The sequence below is a fragment of the Streptomyces avidinii genome (assembly GCF_045161815.1).
Classification (GTDB): Bacteria; Actinomycetota; Actinomycetes; order Streptomycetales; family Streptomycetaceae; genus Streptomyces; species Streptomyces avidinii.
Map to the genome: position 1 here is coordinate 6,257,007 of NZ_CP108863.1, position 14,398 is coordinate 6,271,404.

Genomic DNA, 14,398 nt, shown 5'->3' on the forward strand with positions numbered 1-14,398 from the left:
ATTTCGGTGCATGTCGTACTCGCCGGTGGGGGGACCGCCGGCCACATCGAGCCGGCGCTCGCCCTCGCGGACGCCCTGCGCAGGCAGGACCCTTCAGTGGGCATCACCGCCCTCGGCACGGAGCGCGGACTTGAGACCCGCCTGGTGCCGGAACGCGGGTACGAGCTGGGACTGATCCCCGCCGTGCCGCTGCCCCGCAAGCCGACCCCGGAACTGATCACCGTCCCCGGGCGACTGCGCGGCACCATCAAGGCCGCGGAGGAGATCCTCATCCGCACCAAGGCGGACTGCGTCGTCGGCTTCGGCGGCTACGTGGCCCTGCCCGGCTACCTGGCGGCCAAGCGGCTCGGGGTGCCGATCATCGTCCACGAGGCCAACGCCCGGCCCGGACTGGCCAACAAGATCGGCTCCCGGTACGCGCACGCCGTCGCGGTCTCCACGCCCGACAGCAAGCTGCGCGGAGCCCGCTACGTGGGCATCCCGCTGCGCCGCTCGATCTCGACCCTCGACCGGGCCGCGGTCCGCCCGGAGGCGCGCGCCGCCTTCGGCCTCGACCCCAACCTGCCCACGCTGCTGGTCTCCGGCGGCTCGCAGGGCGCCCGCCGCCTCAACGAGACGATCCAGCAGGTCGCACCGACCCTCCAGCGCTCCGGAATCCAGATCCTGCACGCCGTCGGTCCGAAGAACGAACTGCCGCGTGTCGACAACATGCCCGGGATGCCGCCGTATGTGCCGGTACCGTACGTGGACCGGATGGATCTCGCGTACGCCGCCGCCGACATGATGCTGTGCCGCGCGGGTGCGATGACCGTCGCCGAACTCTCCGCCGTGGGGCTCCCCGCCGCCTACGTCCCGTTGCCGATCGGCAACGGTGAACAGCGGCTCAACGCCCAGCCGGTGGTGAAGGCCGGCGGCGGCCTGCTCGTGGACGACGCGGAGCTGACGCCCGAATGGGTGCTCAGCCAGGTCCTCCCGGTGCTGTCCGACCCGCACCGCCTCTACGAGATGTCCCGCGCCGCCGGTGAGTTCGGCCGCCGGGACGCCGACGAGCTCCTGGTCGGCATGGTGTACGAGGCGATCGCGGCCCACAGGTCCCGCTGAGGCGGGTAGCGCAGACGCAGGAGGCACAGGAGTGGCCGGAGGGACGACCGCACAGCGCGGAGCACCGTTTTCTGATCGGTCCGGCCCGTCCGCCCGCAAGGGCGCCGGCGCTCCCAAGCCGCCCAAGCCACCGAAGCGCCCCAGGGCCCCCAAGGTCCCGAAGGGCCCGGAGGGCACCAAGTCGGCCCGCAGGCCCGGCCCCGGGGGCCCCGGCGCACGCCTGCGCCGGGGCCCCGTGCTGGCCTCCCTGGCCGCCGCGGTGCTCCTCGTCGCGGGCGGCACCTGGGTCCTCTACGGCTCCTCCTGGCTCCGCGTGGAGAAGGTCTCCGCCGCCGGCATGGACGTGCTCACCTCCGAGCAGGTCCTCGGGGCGGCCGCCGTTCCGGTCGGCGCGCCCCTGGTGAGCGTCGACACCGACGAGATCGAGGCCCGCGTCCGCGGTCGGCTGCCCCGCATCGATTCGGTCGATGTGGTGCGGGCCTGGCCGCACGGGATCGGTCTGAAAGTGACGGAACGCAAACCCGTCCTGCTCATCAAAAAGGACTCCAACTTCGTGGAAGTGGACGCATCGGGTGTGCGATTCGACACGGTTCCGAAAGCACCCGCGGGTGTTCCGGTCCTCGAATTGAACGCCGGTCGATCGCCGAGTGCCCGTCGCTTCGACGAGGAACGGCTGCTGCACGAGGCCGTGCTCGTCGCGGGAGCCCTCCCGGAGTCGATCGCCAAGCAAACCGTGCAGGTCAAGGTGGGTTCCTACGATTCGGTCGTCCTGGAGCTGACCGGCGGGCGGTCCGTGACGTGGGGGAGCGGCGAACAGAGCGACGCGAAGGGGCGCGCATTGAACGCTTTGTTGAAAGCCGCGCCCAAGGGCGCTCACTTCGACGTGAGCGTCCCCACCGCCCCTGCTGTGTCCGGGAGTTGACGTCCGGTCCAACAGCGGCGCACCCTGGTTGGCCAGCGATACGGGTGATCACATAGGGTGAAAAGAAAAACGGGAGGTTCGGCGTGTTCGTTGAACACGCGCTACTTGTCGACTTAGTGTCCTGTTCGGAAGAGTCCGAGGAACAGACACACCCCTAACCCTAAACTTCAGGGTGAGGGTTCGGGTCGGCGCGTTCGGACCGTCCCTATTTCGGCATCAGTCGTCGCAACGCAGGCCCGCGAGGCGGCGACACGTAACTCGAGGCGAGAGGCCTTCGACGTGGCAGCACCGCAGAACTACCTCGCAGTCATCAAGGTCATCGGTGTCGGCGGCGGTGGTGTCAATGCCATCAACCGAATGATCGAGGTCGGTCTCAAGGGCGTCGAGTTCATCGCCATCAACACGGACGCCCAGGCGCTGTTGATGAGCGACGCCGACGTCAAGCTCGACGTCGGCCGGGAACTCACCCGTGGCCTCGGCGCCGGCGCCAATCCGGCCGTCGGTCGCAAGGCGGCAGAGGACCACCGCGAGGAGATCGAGGAGGTCCTCAAGGGGGCCGACATGGTCTTCGTCACCGCCGGTGAGGGCGGCGGCACCGGCACCGGCGGCGCACCTGTCGTCGCCAACATCGCGCGCTCGCTGGGCGCCCTGACGATCGGTGTGGTCACCCGGCCGTTCACCTTCGAGGGCCGGCGCCGCGCGAACCAGGCGGAGGACGGCATCGCCGAGCTCCGCGAAGAGGTCGACACCCTCATCGTCATCCCCAACGACCGGCTGCTGTCCATCTCGGACCGCCAGGTCAGCGTGCTCGACGCCTTCAAGTCGGCCGACCAGGTCCTGCTCTCGGGCGTCCAGGGCATCACCGACCTCATCACCACCCCGGGTCTGATCAACCTCGACTTCGCCGACGTCAAGTCCGTGATGTCCGAGGCGGGCTCGGCACTGATGGGCATCGGCTCGGCCCGCGGCGACGACCGCGCGGTGGCCGCGGCCGAGATGGCGATCTCCTCGCCGCTGCTGGAGGCGTCCATCGACGGCGCCCGCGGCGTGCTGCTCTCCATCTCCGGCGGCTCGGACCTCGGTCTCTTCGAGATCAACGAGGCCGCGCAGCTGGTCAGCGAGGCCGCGCACCCCGAGGCGAACATCATCTTCGGCGCCGTCATCGACGACGCGCTCGGCGACGAGGTGCGGGTCACCGTCATCGCGGCCGGGTTCGACGGCGGACAGCCGCCGGCCCGCCGGGACAACGTCATCGGCGCCGCGTCCACCAAGCGCGAGGAGCCGGCCCCGGCTCCGGTCCGCGCCGCCGAGCCGGCCCGCCCGGCCTTCGGCGGACTCGGCTCGGTCACCCCCCGTGAGGAGCCCCCGGCTCCGGTCGAGGCGGCTCCGGTCGAGGTCCAGGCCCCCGCGCCGCAGGTCCCCACGGCCCGCCCGTACCAGGACAGCCCGGCCGAGGAGCTGGATGTCCCGGACTTCTTGAAGTGACACCAGAGCAGCATCACGTGGGCGGCGCCCACTTCGCCTTCACCGACCGGTGGGGCGGAGTGAGCGCCGTTCCGTACGAGGAGCTCAATCTCGGCGGCGCGGTCGGAGACGACCCGGCCGCCGTTCTCGCGAACCGGGCACTGGCGGCGCGCTCCCTGGGGCTCGCCCCGGACCGGGTGGTCTGGATGAACCAGGTGCACGGCCGGGACGTGGCGGTGGTGGACGGGCCCTGGGGCGCGGACGCCGCAGGCGGTGAGCAGCACATTCCCGCGGTGGACGCGGTGGTGACCGCCCGTCGGGGACTCGCCCTGGCGGTACTCACGGCCGACTGCACGCCCGTCCTGCTGGCCGACCCCGTCGCCGGGGTCGTGGCCGCCGCCCACGCGGGGCGGCCGGGGCTGGTCGCCGGGGTGGTGCCCGCCGCCGTGGAGGCGATGGTCGCCCTCGGGGCGGACCCCGCGCGGATCCTGGCCCGCACGGGACCCGCGGTCTGCGGACACTGCTACGAGGTTCCCGCGCAGATGCGGGAGGCGGTGGCCGAAGTGGTCCCCGCCGCCCGGGCCGAGACGAGCTGGGGGACACCGGCCGTCGACGTGGTCGCCGGGGTGCACGCGCAGCTCGCGGAGGCGGGGGTGGTGAACGGCGTCCGCTCCCCGGTCTGCACACTGGAGTCGCGGGACCACTTCTCGTACCGCCGTGACCGGGTGACCGGGCGGCTTGCCGGATATGTCTGGTTGACGGAGCTTTCCCGGGGGACGACCCCCGGACTCCCGGGGGAAAAGAAGAATGACGGATCGTAAGGCGGAGCTCGCCGAGAACCTGGCGCGGGTGGAGGAACGTATCTCGTCCGCCTGCGCGGGGGCGGGGCGGGCGCGGGACGAGGTGACGCTCATCGTGGTCACCAAGACCTACCCCGCGAGCGATGTACGACTGCTGGCGGAGCTGGGTGTCCGTCATGTTGCGGAGAATCGGGACCAGGATGCCGCCCCCAAGGCCGCGGCCTGCTCGGATCTGCCGCTCAGCTGGCACTTCGTCGGTCAGTTGCAGACGAACAAAGTCCGTTCCGTGGCGGGATACGCGCACGTGGTGCAGTCGGTCGACCGACCGAAACTCGTGACCGCCCTCTCGGCGGCCGCGGTGAACGCCGGCCGGGAGCTCGGCTGCCTCGTGCAGATCGCCCTCGACGCCGAGTCGGGGGAGCGCGGGACCCGGGGAGGGGCGGCGCCGGAGCAGCTCGCGGAGTTGGCGGACCTCGTCGCCGGGGCTCCCGGACTGCGCATCGACGGCCTGATGACGGTCGCTCCGCTGTCAGGCCACTACGCGGGACGCGAACAGGCCGCTTTCGAGCGGTTGATGGAATTGTCATCCCGCATGCGCATGGACCATCCGGCTGCCACGATGGTGTCGGCCGGGATGAGCGCAGACCTGGAACGGGCCGTTGTGGCCGGTGCGACACATGTACGCGTCGGCACTGCGGTACTCGGCGCGAGACCCCGGCTCGGGTAACGTCGCGAAGAAAGTCGGACCACAGCAGAAAATATGGTCATTCCCGCTGATGAGCGGGCAGACCAAGTGGATCGCGGGCAGTTGGTGACATTCGTGACACGGCGGCACCTGCGACAGGGCGATCCACCACAGAGCGGAGGACTCGGAGAATGGCCGGCGCGATGCGCAAGATGGCGGTCTACCTCGGCCTCGTGGAGGACGACCGGTACGACAACCCGGGGTACGACCCCGACGACGAGTTCGAGCCCGAGCCGGAGATGGAGCGGGCTCGGGAACGGGATCGCCGACAGCAGCCCGTGCACCAATCGCCCGTATCGGACGAACCGGTACGAGCCGTACAGCCTCCGGCGCAGCGTGAACCCATCCCAATTCCGGTGGAAAACGGACGTCCTGCGCGAATCGCCCCCGTGGCATCCATCACACCTGATCGTACGAACCTGGAGAAGAACGCCCCCGTGATCATGCCCAAGGTCGTCTCCGAGCGGGAGCCGTACCGCATCACGACGCTGCACCCCCGGACCTACAACGAGGCCCGTACCATCGGGGAACACTTCCGTGAGGGCACTCCGGTGATCATGAACCTCACGGAGATGGACGACACGGATGCGAAGCGTCTCGTGGACTTCGCCGCCGGACTCGTGTTCGGTCTGCACGGCAGCATTGAACGCGTGACACAGAAGGTGTTCCTGCTGTCGCCTGCTAACGTCGATGTCACGGCGGAGGACAAGGCTCGCATCGCGGAGGGCGGGTTCTTCAACCAAAGCTAGACCGATCCGTCAGATACGGGACCGGGAACAGAGCGGGAAACGGGGAGAGGGAAGCGCGGGATGGGCGTCGCACTACAGGTGGTCTACATCGCGCTGATGTGCTTCCTCATCGTGCTGATCTTCCGACTGGTCATGGACTACGTGTTCCAGTTCGCACGTTCATGGACACCCGGCAAGGCGATGGTGGTCGTTCTGGAGGCCACCTACACTGTCACCGATCCACCGCTCAAGCTTCTCCGGCGGGCCATTCCGCCGTTGCGTCTCGGGGGCGTGGCACTCGACCTGTCCTTCTTCGTTCTGATGATCATCGTTTACATCCTCATCAGTCTCGTCAGCGGTGCTGCGAGAAGCGTATGAACGATGAACTTCTCCGCGCGCGCGGGGACGATCCCGATACGGTCTTGCCGACTGCCGACGACTACGTAGAGGTGAAGAAGACATGCCGCTGACTCCCGAGGACGTGCGGAACAAGCAGTTCACAACCGTCCGCCTCCGAGAAGGCTATGACGAGGACGAGGTCGATGCCTTCCTCGACGAGGTCGAGTCGGAACTGACGCGCCTCCTGCGCGAGAACGAGGACCTGCGCGCCAAGCTGGCGGCCGCCACGCGTGCCGCCGCGCAGAACCAGCAGCAGCAGGGCATGCGCAAGCCCGAGCCCCAGGACCAGCGCGGCCCCGGCGCCCCCGTGCCCGCGGCCATATCCGGCCCGCCGCAGCAGCAGCAGCCGCAGATGGGCCCGCCGCAGCTCCCGAGCGGTCAGCCGCAGCTTCCGCCGGGCCCCGGCGGCCAGGGCCAGCAGGGCCCCGGCCCGATGGGCGGCCCCATGGGCGGTCCCATGCAGCAGCACCCCATGGGCGGCCCGCAGGGCATGGGCCAGCAGGGCATGGGCCAGCAGGGCATGGGCCAGCAGCAGCAGATGCAGCAGCAGTCGATGGGCGGCCAGAACCCGCTCGGCCAGCAGATGCAGCCCATGGGCCAGCAGATGCAGCCGATGGGGCAGCAGATGCAGCCCATGGGTCAGCCGATGCACCAGCAGCAGCTTCCGCAGCAGGGCCCCGGTGGCGACAGCGCCGCCCGCGTCCTGTCGCTGGCGCAGCAGACCGCCGACCAGGCGATCGCGGAGGCCCGCTCCGAGGCCAACAAGATCGTCGGCGAGGCCCGGTCGCGCGCCGAGGGCCTGGAGCGGGACGCCCGCGCCAAGGCCGACGCGCTGGAGCGGGACGCCCAGGAGAAGCACCGCGTCGCGATGGGCTCCCTGGAGTCCGCCCGCGCCACGCTGGAGCGCAAGGTCGAGGACCTGCGGGGCTTCGAGCGTGAGTACCGTACGCGTCTGAAGTCCTACCTGGAGTCGCAGCTGCGTCAGCTGGAGACCCAGGCCGACGACTCCCTGGCCCCGCCGCGCAACCCGGCCGGTCCCGCGCTGCCGCCGTCGCCGTCGCCGTCGATGGCTCCGGCCGGTTCGATGGGCCACTCCATGGGCGGTCCCTCGATGGGTGGCCCGTCCCCCATGGGCGGTCCCTCCCCGATGGGTGCCCCGTCCTACGGTGGCAACCAGCAGCAGATGTCCCCGGCGATGACCCAGCCGATGGCTCCGGTGCGGCCGGCCGCACCGCAGCCGATGCAGGCGCCGTCGCCGATGCGGGGCTTCCTGATCGACGAGGACGACAACTAGGCGCCGCCGCCGTCTCTGCGGTCGGCAGCCGCTCTCTACGGGCCGGGCCCGAGGTTCCACGGAACCTCGGCCCCGGCCCGTTTGCGTAGCCGCTTGCGTACCCGTGTGCGGCGCCGTTGCGGGGGCGCTGCCCCCGAGCCCCCGCGCCTCGAACGCCGGCGAGGCCGGAGTGGTGCGGCGGGGAAAAGCAGAAGCGGCCCGTACCGCCCCGGAGGGGGGAGGCACGGGCCGCTCGGGTCGGCGGCTACGCCTTGCGGAGGCGGAACGTCAGGCCGAGGGGCTCGTCCGTGAACTCGGCGCCGTACGTGCCGTCGGCCGGACCCTCGGCGAAGTCCGTGGCGAGGACCTCGTCCGCGATCAGGGCCGCGTGGTCCGTCAGGGCCGTGACGACCTCCGGGTCCGCGGAGGACCACCGCAGCGCGATCCGGTCCGCGACGTCCAGGCCGGAGTTCTTCCGGGCCTCCTGGATCAGGCGGATCGCGTCACGGGCCAGGCCCGCCAGCCGCAGCTCCGGGGTGATCTCCAGGTCCAGGGCGACCGTCGCGCCCGAGTCGGACGCCACCGACCAGCCCTCGCGCGGGGTCTCCGTGATGATGACCTCCTCCGGGGTGAGGGCGACCTGCTCGCCGTTCACCTCGACCGAGGCGGTGCCGGACCGCAGGGCCAGGGACAGCGCCGCCGCGTCGGCCGCGGCCACCGCCTTCGCCACGTCCTGCACGCCCTTGCCGAAGCGCTTGCCCAGCGCCCGGAAGTTCGCCTTCGCCGTCGTGTCCACCAGGGACCCGCCGACCTCGGACAGGGAGGCCAGCGAGGAGACGTTCAGCTCCTCCGTGATCTGGGACTGGAGATCCGCGGACAGCGCGTCGAAGCCGACCGCGCCGACCAGGGCCCGGGAGAGCGGCTGGCGGGTCTTGACGCCCGACTCGGCGCGCGTCGCCCGGCCCAGCTCCACCAGGCGGCGGACCAGCTGCATCTGCCGGGACAGGGCGGGGTCGATCGCCGCCCGGTCCGCCACCGGCCACGACGACAGGTGCACCGACTCCGGGGCGTCCGGGGTGACCGGGACGACCATGTCCTGCCAGACCCGCTCCGTGATGAACGGCGTGAGGGGGGCGAGCAGCCGGGTGACCGTCTCGACCACGTCGTGCAGCGTCCGCAGCGCGGCCGCGTCGCCCTGCCAGAAGCGGCGGCGCGAGCGGCGGACGTACCAGTTCGACAGGTCGTCCACGAAGGCGGAGAGGAGCTTGCCCGCGCGCTGGGTGTCGTACGACTCCATCGCGTCGGTGACCTCGGCGACCAGCGTGTGGAGCTCCGAGAGCAGCCAGCGGTCCAGGACGGTGCGGTCGGCCGGTGCCGGGTCGGAGGCGGACGGCGCCCAGTTCGACGTACGGGCGTACAGGGCCTGGAAGGCGACCGTGTTCCAGTACGTGAGGAGGGTCTTGCGGACGACCTCCTGGATCGTGCCGTGGCCCACGCGGCGGGCCGCCCACGGGGAGCCGCCGGCCGCCATGAACCAGCGCACCGCGTCGGCGCCGTGCTGGTCCATGAGCGGGATCGGCTGGAGGATGTTGCCCAGGTGCTTGGACATCTTGCGGCCGTCCTCGGCGAGGATGTGGCCCAGGCAGACCACGTTCTCGTAGGAGGACTTGTCGAAGACGAGGGTGCCGACCGCCATCATCGTGTAGAACCAGCCGCGCGTCTGGTCGATGGCCTCCGAGATGAACTGCGCCGGGTAGCGCTTCTCGAAGATCTCCTTGTTCTTGTAGGGGTAGCCCCACTGCGCGAACGGCATCGAGCCCGAGTCGTACCAGGCGTCGATGACCTCCGGGACCCGGACGGCCTCCAGCGAGCAGCCTTCCGCCGTGCAGGGGAAGGTGACCTCGTCGATGTACGGGCGGTGCGGGTCCAGGTTCGAGTGGTCCTGGCCGGTGAGCTCGCTCAGCTCGGCGCGGGAGCCCACGCAGGTGAGGTGGTTCTCCTCACAGCGCCAGATCGGCAGCGGGGTGCCCCAGTAGCGGTTGCGGGACAGTGCCCAGTCGATGTTGTTGTTCAGCCAGTCGCCGAAGCGGCCCTGCTTGACCGAGTCCGGGAACCAGTTGGTCTTCTCGTTCTCCCGCAGCATCGCGTCCTTGACGGCGGTGGTGCGGATGTACCAGGACGGCTGCGCGTAGTAGAGCAGGGCCGTGTGGCAGCGCCAGCAGTGCGGGTAGCTGTGCTCGTAGGCGATGTGCTTGAAGAGCAGGCCGCGCGCGTCGAGGTCGGCGGTCAGCTTCTCGTCGGCCTTCTTGAAGAAGACGCCGCCGACGAGCGGGACCTCCTCCTCGAAGGTGCCGTCGGGGCGGACCGGGTTCACGACGGGCAGGCCGTACGCGCGGCAGACCGCGAGGTCGTCGGCGCCGAAGGCGGGGGACTGGTGGACCAGACCCGTGCCGTCCTCGGTCGTGACGTACTCGGCGTTCACGACGTAGTGGGCCGGAGCCGGGAACTCGACGAGGTCGAAGGGGCGCCGGTAGGTCCAGCGCTCCATCTCCTCGCCGGTGAAGGTCTCACCGGTGGCCTCCCAGCCCTCGCCGAGGGACTTCTCCAGCAGCGGCTGGGCGACGACCAGCTTCTCCTCGCCATTGGTGGCGACGACGTACGTGACCTCCGGGTGCGCGGCCACGGCCGTGTTGGACACCAGGGTCCACGGGGTCGTCGTCCAGACCAGCAGCGCCGCCTCGCCCGCGAGGGGGCCCGAGGTCAGCGGGAAGCGGACGTAGACCGAGGGGTCCACGACGGTCTCGTAGCCCTGGGCCAGCTCGTGGTCGGAGAGGCCGGTGCCGCAGCGGGGGCACCAGGGGGCGACGCGGTGGTCCTGGGTGAGCAGGCCCTTGTTGAAGATCTCCTTCAGCGACCACCACACGGACTCGACGTACTCGGGGTCCATGGTCCGGTAGGCGTCGTCCAGGTCGACCCAGTAGCCCATCCGGGTCGTGAGCTCGGTGAACGCGTCGGTGTGGCGGGTCACGGACTCGCGGCACTTGGCGTTGAACTCGGCGATGCCGTACGCCTCGATGTCCTGCTTGCCGTTGAAGCCCAGCTCCTTCTCGACGGCGAGCTCGACGGGCAGGCCGTGGCAGTCCCAGCCGGCCTTGCGGGCCACGTGGTAGCCGCGCATGGTGCGGAAGCGGGGGAAGACGTCCTTGAAGACGCGGGCCTCGATGTGGTGCGCGCCGGGCATGCCGTTCGCGGTGGGCGGGCCCTCGTAGAAGACCCACTCGGGGCGGCCCTCGGACTGCTCCAGGGTCTTGGCGAAGGTCTTGCTCTCGCGCCAGAAGTCGAGGACGGCATGCTCGAGGGCAGGCAGGTCGACCTGGGCGGGTACCGGGCGGTACTGCGGCGGTGTGGTCATGAGGCTGAACTCTTCCTCCGGCGGGGTGTCACTTCCGTCCGGAGGGACGAGAACCGTTCCTGACGATCCAGGACGCCTGCTCCCGCGGTACCACCCTCCTTGGCCGCCGGACGGATCCGATGGCCCCCTCATTGGGGTGCGAAGCCGGTTCTACTCGCCGTACGGGACTCCCGTGCGGGCTTTCTTCCGGCGGCTCAGGGGTGATCCTTCGCATCGCGCTCGCCCCCGGGCTCTCACCGTCCCCGGGTCGCTCCTGGCTGCGTACGACGCTACTCGTCCCCGTCCATGCCTTTCGCTGGGCCCAGTGTACGGGCCCGGGGGGCGCACGGCAGACCGGTTTACGGGGGCCCGTGCGGGGGCCCGCGGCCCGGCGTGGCGGGGCCGCGGGGAGGGCCCGCGTGCGACCCCCGCACGCCCCCGGCGTGACCCGAATGGGCCCGGGGTGCAGGTTACGAATCGGGTGGGGCGGGAGGGGCGGATTACCGGGGCTCCTGATGGGCACAACGGATGCAGGTTGACCTCGATGGATGCGTGCCCCGTTGCCGCGGGGCCGGTGTCGATTTATCGTTCCGGCACGATTCGCGAGCAAAGATCACAGTATGTGAAGGGGCCGCGGCCATGGTGGCGAAGAAGACCGCCGGGAGTACTGCCAGGAAGGCTGTCGGGAAGGCCGCCGGGAAGGCGGAGGGCTCCGAGGACGCGGCTCCCGCCAAGAAGGCGGCCGCTGCCCGGAAGACCGCTGCCGGGGCGCGCGCACCGGACGGGAAGGCGACCGCCGTCAAGAAGACGACCGCCGTCGAGAAGCGGACGGTCGCGGCCAAGAAGGCCGGGACCGAGGGGGCGGCGCATGCCGCGAAGAAGACGGGAGTCCGGAAAGTGGTTGCCAAGAAGAGCGCCGGTGCGGCGAGGAAGACGGCCGCGGCCGCAACCAGCGGGCTCCCCAAGGCACGGGCCACAGCGGCCCTGGCCCCCGGTGAGCTCGCCGTACGGCCCGGGGAGGACCCCTGGACCCCCAAGGAGGTCGAGGACGCCCGTACGGAGCTCCTGTCGGAGGTGCTGCGGCTGCGGGCCGAGCTGGACGCCTCCGAGGTGGCCATCTCCGGCCTGATGCGGGACTCCGGCGACGGTGCGGGCGACGACCAGGCCGACACGGGCACCAAGAACATCACCCGGGAGTCCGAGCTGGCGCTCGCGGCGAACGCCAGCTCGATGCTGGAGCAGACCGAGCGCGCCCTGGAACGGCTGGAGGCGGGCACGTACGGGCTCTGCGAGAACTGCGGGCAGCCCATCGGCAAGGCCAGGATGCAGGCCTTTCCCCGGGCCACGCTGTGCGTGGACTGCAAGCAGAAGCAGGAGCGGAGGCACTAGCAGCGGGGTCCGGCGAGGTGGGGCAGGCGGTGCGCGGGGACCCTGACGTACCCTCGTGTCCGTCAGGGTCCAGGAGGAGCCTGGTTCGAGCTAGTTCGAGGGACTCACGTGGCAGAGGCGGAGCGCATCATCGGTACGCCGGAGGTCGGGGACGACACCCAGCCTGAGTCCGCCGGGCCCAAGGGGCGCCGTCGGATCACGGCTCTGCTCGTCGTGGCGGTGCTCGCCTACCTGCTGGACCTCGGCACGAAGATGCTGGTCGTGGCGAAGCTGGAGCACCAGCCGCCGATCGAGATCATCGGTGACCTGCTGAAGTTCGAGGCGGTCCGCAACCCGGGCGCGGCCTTCGGCTTCGGCGAGGCCTTCACCATCATCTTCACCTGCATCGCGGCCTCCGTGATCGTGGTGATCGTGCGGCTGGCCCGCAAGCTCTACAGCCTGCCGTGGGCGATCGCGCTCGGCCTGCTGTTGGGCGGTGCGCTGGGCAACCTGACCGACCGGATCTTCCGTTCGCCGGGCGTGTTCCGGGGCGCGGTCGTCGACTTCATCGCGCCGGCCCACTTCGCCGTCTTCAACCTCGCCGACTCCGCGATCGTGTGCGGCGGCATCCTGATCGTCCTGCTCTCCTTCAAGGGGCTGGACCCGGACGGGACCGTCCACAAGGACTGATCGCGGGACGGCTCGTCCGCCCCGTCCTGCATACTCGACGGGTGAGTACGATTCCCGAGATCCGCACCCTGCCCGTTCCCGATGGCCTTGAGGGCGAGCGCGTCGACGCCGCCATCGCCCGTATGTTCGGTTTTTCCCGGACGAAGGCGGCCGATCTCGCGGCCGCGGGGAAGGTGTCGGTCGACGGCAGTGTCGTCGGGAAGTCCGAGCGTGTGCACGGTGGCGCCTGGCTCGAAGTCGAGATGCCCGAGCCGGCCCGGCCGGTCGAGGTCGTCGCCGAGCCCGTCCCCGGCATGGTGATCATCCATGACGACGACGACATCGTCGTGATCATGAAGCCGGTGGGCGTCGCCGCCCACCCGAGCCCCGGCTGGACCGGCACCACCGTCATCGGTGGCCTCGCCGCGGCCGGCTACCGCATCTCCACCTCCGGCGCCTCCGAGCGCCAGGGCATCGTGCACCGCCTCGACGTCGGCACGTCCGGCCTGATGGCCGTCGCGAAGTCGGAGCGCGCCTACACCTCGCTCAAGAACCAGTTCCGCGAGCGGATCGTGGACAAGCGCTACCACGCGCTGGTCCAGGGCCACCCGGACCCGATGAGCGGCACGATCGACGCGCCCGTCGGCCGCCACCCCAGCGCCGACTACAAGTGGGCGGTGACCCAGGACGGCAAGGCGTCCGTCACCCACTACGACCTGATCGAGGCCTTCCGCGCCGCCTCGCTGCTGGACATCAAGCTGGAGACCGGACGTACGCACCAGATCCGCGTGCACATGTCCGCGCACCGGCACCCCTGCGTCGGCGACCTGACCTACGGCGCCGACCCGACCGTCGCCAAGCGGCTCGGCCTCACCCGGCAGTGGCTGCACGCGGTGCGCCTCGGCTTCGAGCACCCGTCGGACGGGCAGTGGGTCGAGTTCGAGAGCACCTACCCGGCCGACCTCCAGAACGCCCTGGACGTGATCCGGGCGGAGAGCGAGTGACCTCGCCGGTCGAGGTCCGGGTCGCCGTCTCGGAGGAGGACCTGAAGTCCTGCTTCGCGGTGCGGTCCGAGGTCTTCGTGGTCGAGCAGTCGGTGCCGGAGTCGATCGAGTACGACGCGTACGACGCGGACGCGGTGCACGTCCTGGCCGTGGGCGCGGACGGAGTGCCGCTGGGCACGGGCCGGCTGCTGCACGGGCCGGCGGCCCTCGGCAAGACGGGCGACCTGACGGTCGGATCGCTGGGCAGGCTGGCTGTGGCCAAGTCCGCGCGCGGGCTCGGCGTGGGCGTGCGGCTGGTCCGCGCGATCGAGGCGGAGGCGGCCCGGAGGGGGCTGACCGCGGTCGATCTGGGCGCGCAGACGCATGCGCTGGGCTTCTACGAGCGGCTCGGGTACGTGGCCCACGGCCCGGAGTTCCAGGACGCGGGCATCCCCCACCGCGCGATGCGGCGTCCCTTGCCGTAGCCGGAACGGTGCGGCGCCGTTGCCGGGGGCCTGCCCGCGGGCGCGGAGCGCCGTAACAGGGTTCGGGCGG

Annotated in this window: 13 protein-coding genes; 12 read left to right on the forward strand and 1 reads right to left on the reverse strand. The window is 70.7% G+C overall.

The genetic code is table 11. The annotated features are described in order from the left end of the window. The first annotated feature begins 6 nt into the window (after positions 1 to 6). The 8 genes from murG (at position 7) to OG373_RS28180 (ending at position 7,453) form a co-directional block, all read left to right on the forward strand. On the forward strand, positions 7 to 1,101 hold the full coding sequence (gene murG / locus OG373_RS28145) for an undecaprenyldiphospho-muramoylpentapeptide beta-N-acetylglucosaminyltransferase (protein ID WP_397737486.1): 1,095 nt from the start codon (positions 7 to 9) through the stop codon (positions 1,099 to 1,101). A gap of 31 nt (positions 1,102 to 1,132) precedes the next feature. Further along, positions 1,133 to 2,023 (forward strand): cell division protein FtsQ/DivIB, encoded by an 891-nt coding sequence (locus OG373_RS28150; protein ID WP_405441100.1) that lies wholly within the window; start codon positions 1,133 to 1,135, stop codon positions 2,021 to 2,023. Positions 2,024 to 2,302: 279 nt separating this feature from the next. Next, positions 2,303 to 3,508 carry a cell division protein FtsZ gene (gene ftsZ, locus OG373_RS28155; protein WP_052872570.1) on the forward strand — a complete coding sequence of 402 codons (1,206 nt, stop codon included), beginning with the start codon at positions 2,303 to 2,305 and terminating at the stop codon, positions 3,506 to 3,508. Then, positions 3,505 to 4,308 carry a peptidoglycan editing factor PgeF gene (gene pgeF, locus OG373_RS28160; RefSeq protein ID WP_405441102.1) on the forward strand — a complete coding sequence of 268 codons (804 nt, stop codon included), beginning with the start codon at positions 3,505 to 3,507 and terminating at the stop codon, positions 4,306 to 4,308. Before ftsZ ends, pgeF begins: the two co-directional genes overlap by 4 nt. Beyond that, entirely contained in the window at positions 4,295 to 5,014 is a 720-nt protein-coding gene (locus tag OG373_RS28165) for a YggS family pyridoxal phosphate-dependent enzyme (RefSeq protein WP_405441104.1), read from the forward strand. Before pgeF ends, OG373_RS28165 begins: the two co-directional genes overlap by 14 nt. 149 nt (positions 5,015 to 5,163) lie before the next feature. Next, positions 5,164 to 5,781, forward strand: a complete 618-nt coding sequence (locus OG373_RS28170) for a cell division protein SepF (protein WP_030031797.1) — start codon at positions 5,164 to 5,166, stop codon at positions 5,779 to 5,781. A gap of 60 nt (positions 5,782 to 5,841) precedes the next feature. Next, positions 5,842 to 6,138 carry a YggT family protein gene (locus OG373_RS28175; protein ID WP_189963507.1) on the forward strand — a complete coding sequence of 99 codons (297 nt, stop codon included), beginning with the start codon at positions 5,842 to 5,844 and terminating at the stop codon, positions 6,136 to 6,138. Between the two features lie 82 nt (positions 6,139 to 6,220). Then, complete coding sequence (locus OG373_RS28180) at positions 6,221 to 7,453, forward strand: DivIVA domain-containing protein (RefSeq protein ID WP_405441106.1); 1,233 nt, start codon at positions 6,221 to 6,223, stop codon at positions 7,451 to 7,453. Positions 7,454 to 7,697: 244 nt separating this feature from the next. On the opposite strand, the gene ileS is transcribed toward OG373_RS28180, so the two are convergent. Further along, complete coding sequence (gene ileS / locus OG373_RS28185) at positions 7,698 to 10,844, reverse strand: isoleucine--tRNA ligase (protein WP_405441108.1); 3,147 nt, start codon at positions 10,842 to 10,844, stop codon at positions 7,698 to 7,700. 618 nt (positions 10,845 to 11,462) lie between these two features. Here ileS and OG373_RS28190 point away from each other — a divergent pair. From OG373_RS28190 to OG373_RS28205, 4 genes are all read left to right on the forward strand, one after another. Further along, entirely contained in the window at positions 11,463 to 12,212 is a 750-nt protein-coding gene (locus OG373_RS28190) for a TraR/DksA family transcriptional regulator (protein WP_405441109.1), read from the forward strand. A 126-nt stretch (positions 12,213 to 12,338) separates the two neighbouring features. Next, positions 12,339 to 12,881, forward strand: coding sequence for a signal peptidase II (lspA, locus tag OG373_RS28195; protein WP_397737558.1), 543 nt, complete (start codon positions 12,339 to 12,341; stop codon positions 12,879 to 12,881). A 41-nt stretch (positions 12,882 to 12,922) separates the two neighbouring features. Next, positions 12,923 to 13,864 carry an RluA family pseudouridine synthase gene (locus OG373_RS28200; protein WP_405441111.1) on the forward strand — a complete coding sequence of 314 codons (942 nt, stop codon included), beginning with the start codon at positions 12,923 to 12,925 and terminating at the stop codon, positions 13,862 to 13,864. Beyond that, positions 13,861 to 14,328, forward strand: a complete 468-nt coding sequence (locus tag OG373_RS28205) for a GNAT family N-acetyltransferase (RefSeq protein WP_405441113.1) — start codon at positions 13,861 to 13,863, stop codon at positions 14,326 to 14,328. Before OG373_RS28200 ends, OG373_RS28205 begins: the two co-directional genes overlap by 4 nt. The last annotated feature ends 70 nt before the right edge of the window (positions 14,329 to 14,398 follow it).

Excerpts from the sequence above, each read along its gene's own strand:
- OG373_RS28175 (WP_189963507.1), top strand. The coding sequence starts at position 5,842 with ATGGGCGTCGCACTACAGGTGGTCTACATCGCGCTGATGTGCTTCCTC.
- OG373_RS28170 (WP_030031797.1), top strand. The coding sequence starts at position 5,164 with ATGGCCGGCGCGATGCGCAAGATGGCGGTCTACCTCGGCCTCGTGGAG.
- OG373_RS28180 (WP_405441106.1), top strand. The coding sequence starts at position 6,221 with ATGCCGCTGACTCCCGAGGACGTGCGGAACAAGCAGTTCACAACCGTC.
- ileS (WP_405441108.1), bottom strand. The coding sequence starts at position 10,844 with ATGACCACACCGCCGCAGTACCGCCCGGTACCCGCCCAGGTCGACCTG.
- OG373_RS28190 (WP_405441109.1), top strand. The coding sequence starts at position 11,463 with ATGGTGGCGAAGAAGACCGCCGGGAGTACTGCCAGGAAGGCTGTCGGG.
- OG373_RS28165 (WP_405441104.1), top strand. The coding sequence starts at position 4,295 with ATGACGGATCGTAAGGCGGAGCTCGCCGAGAACCTGGCGCGGGTGGAG.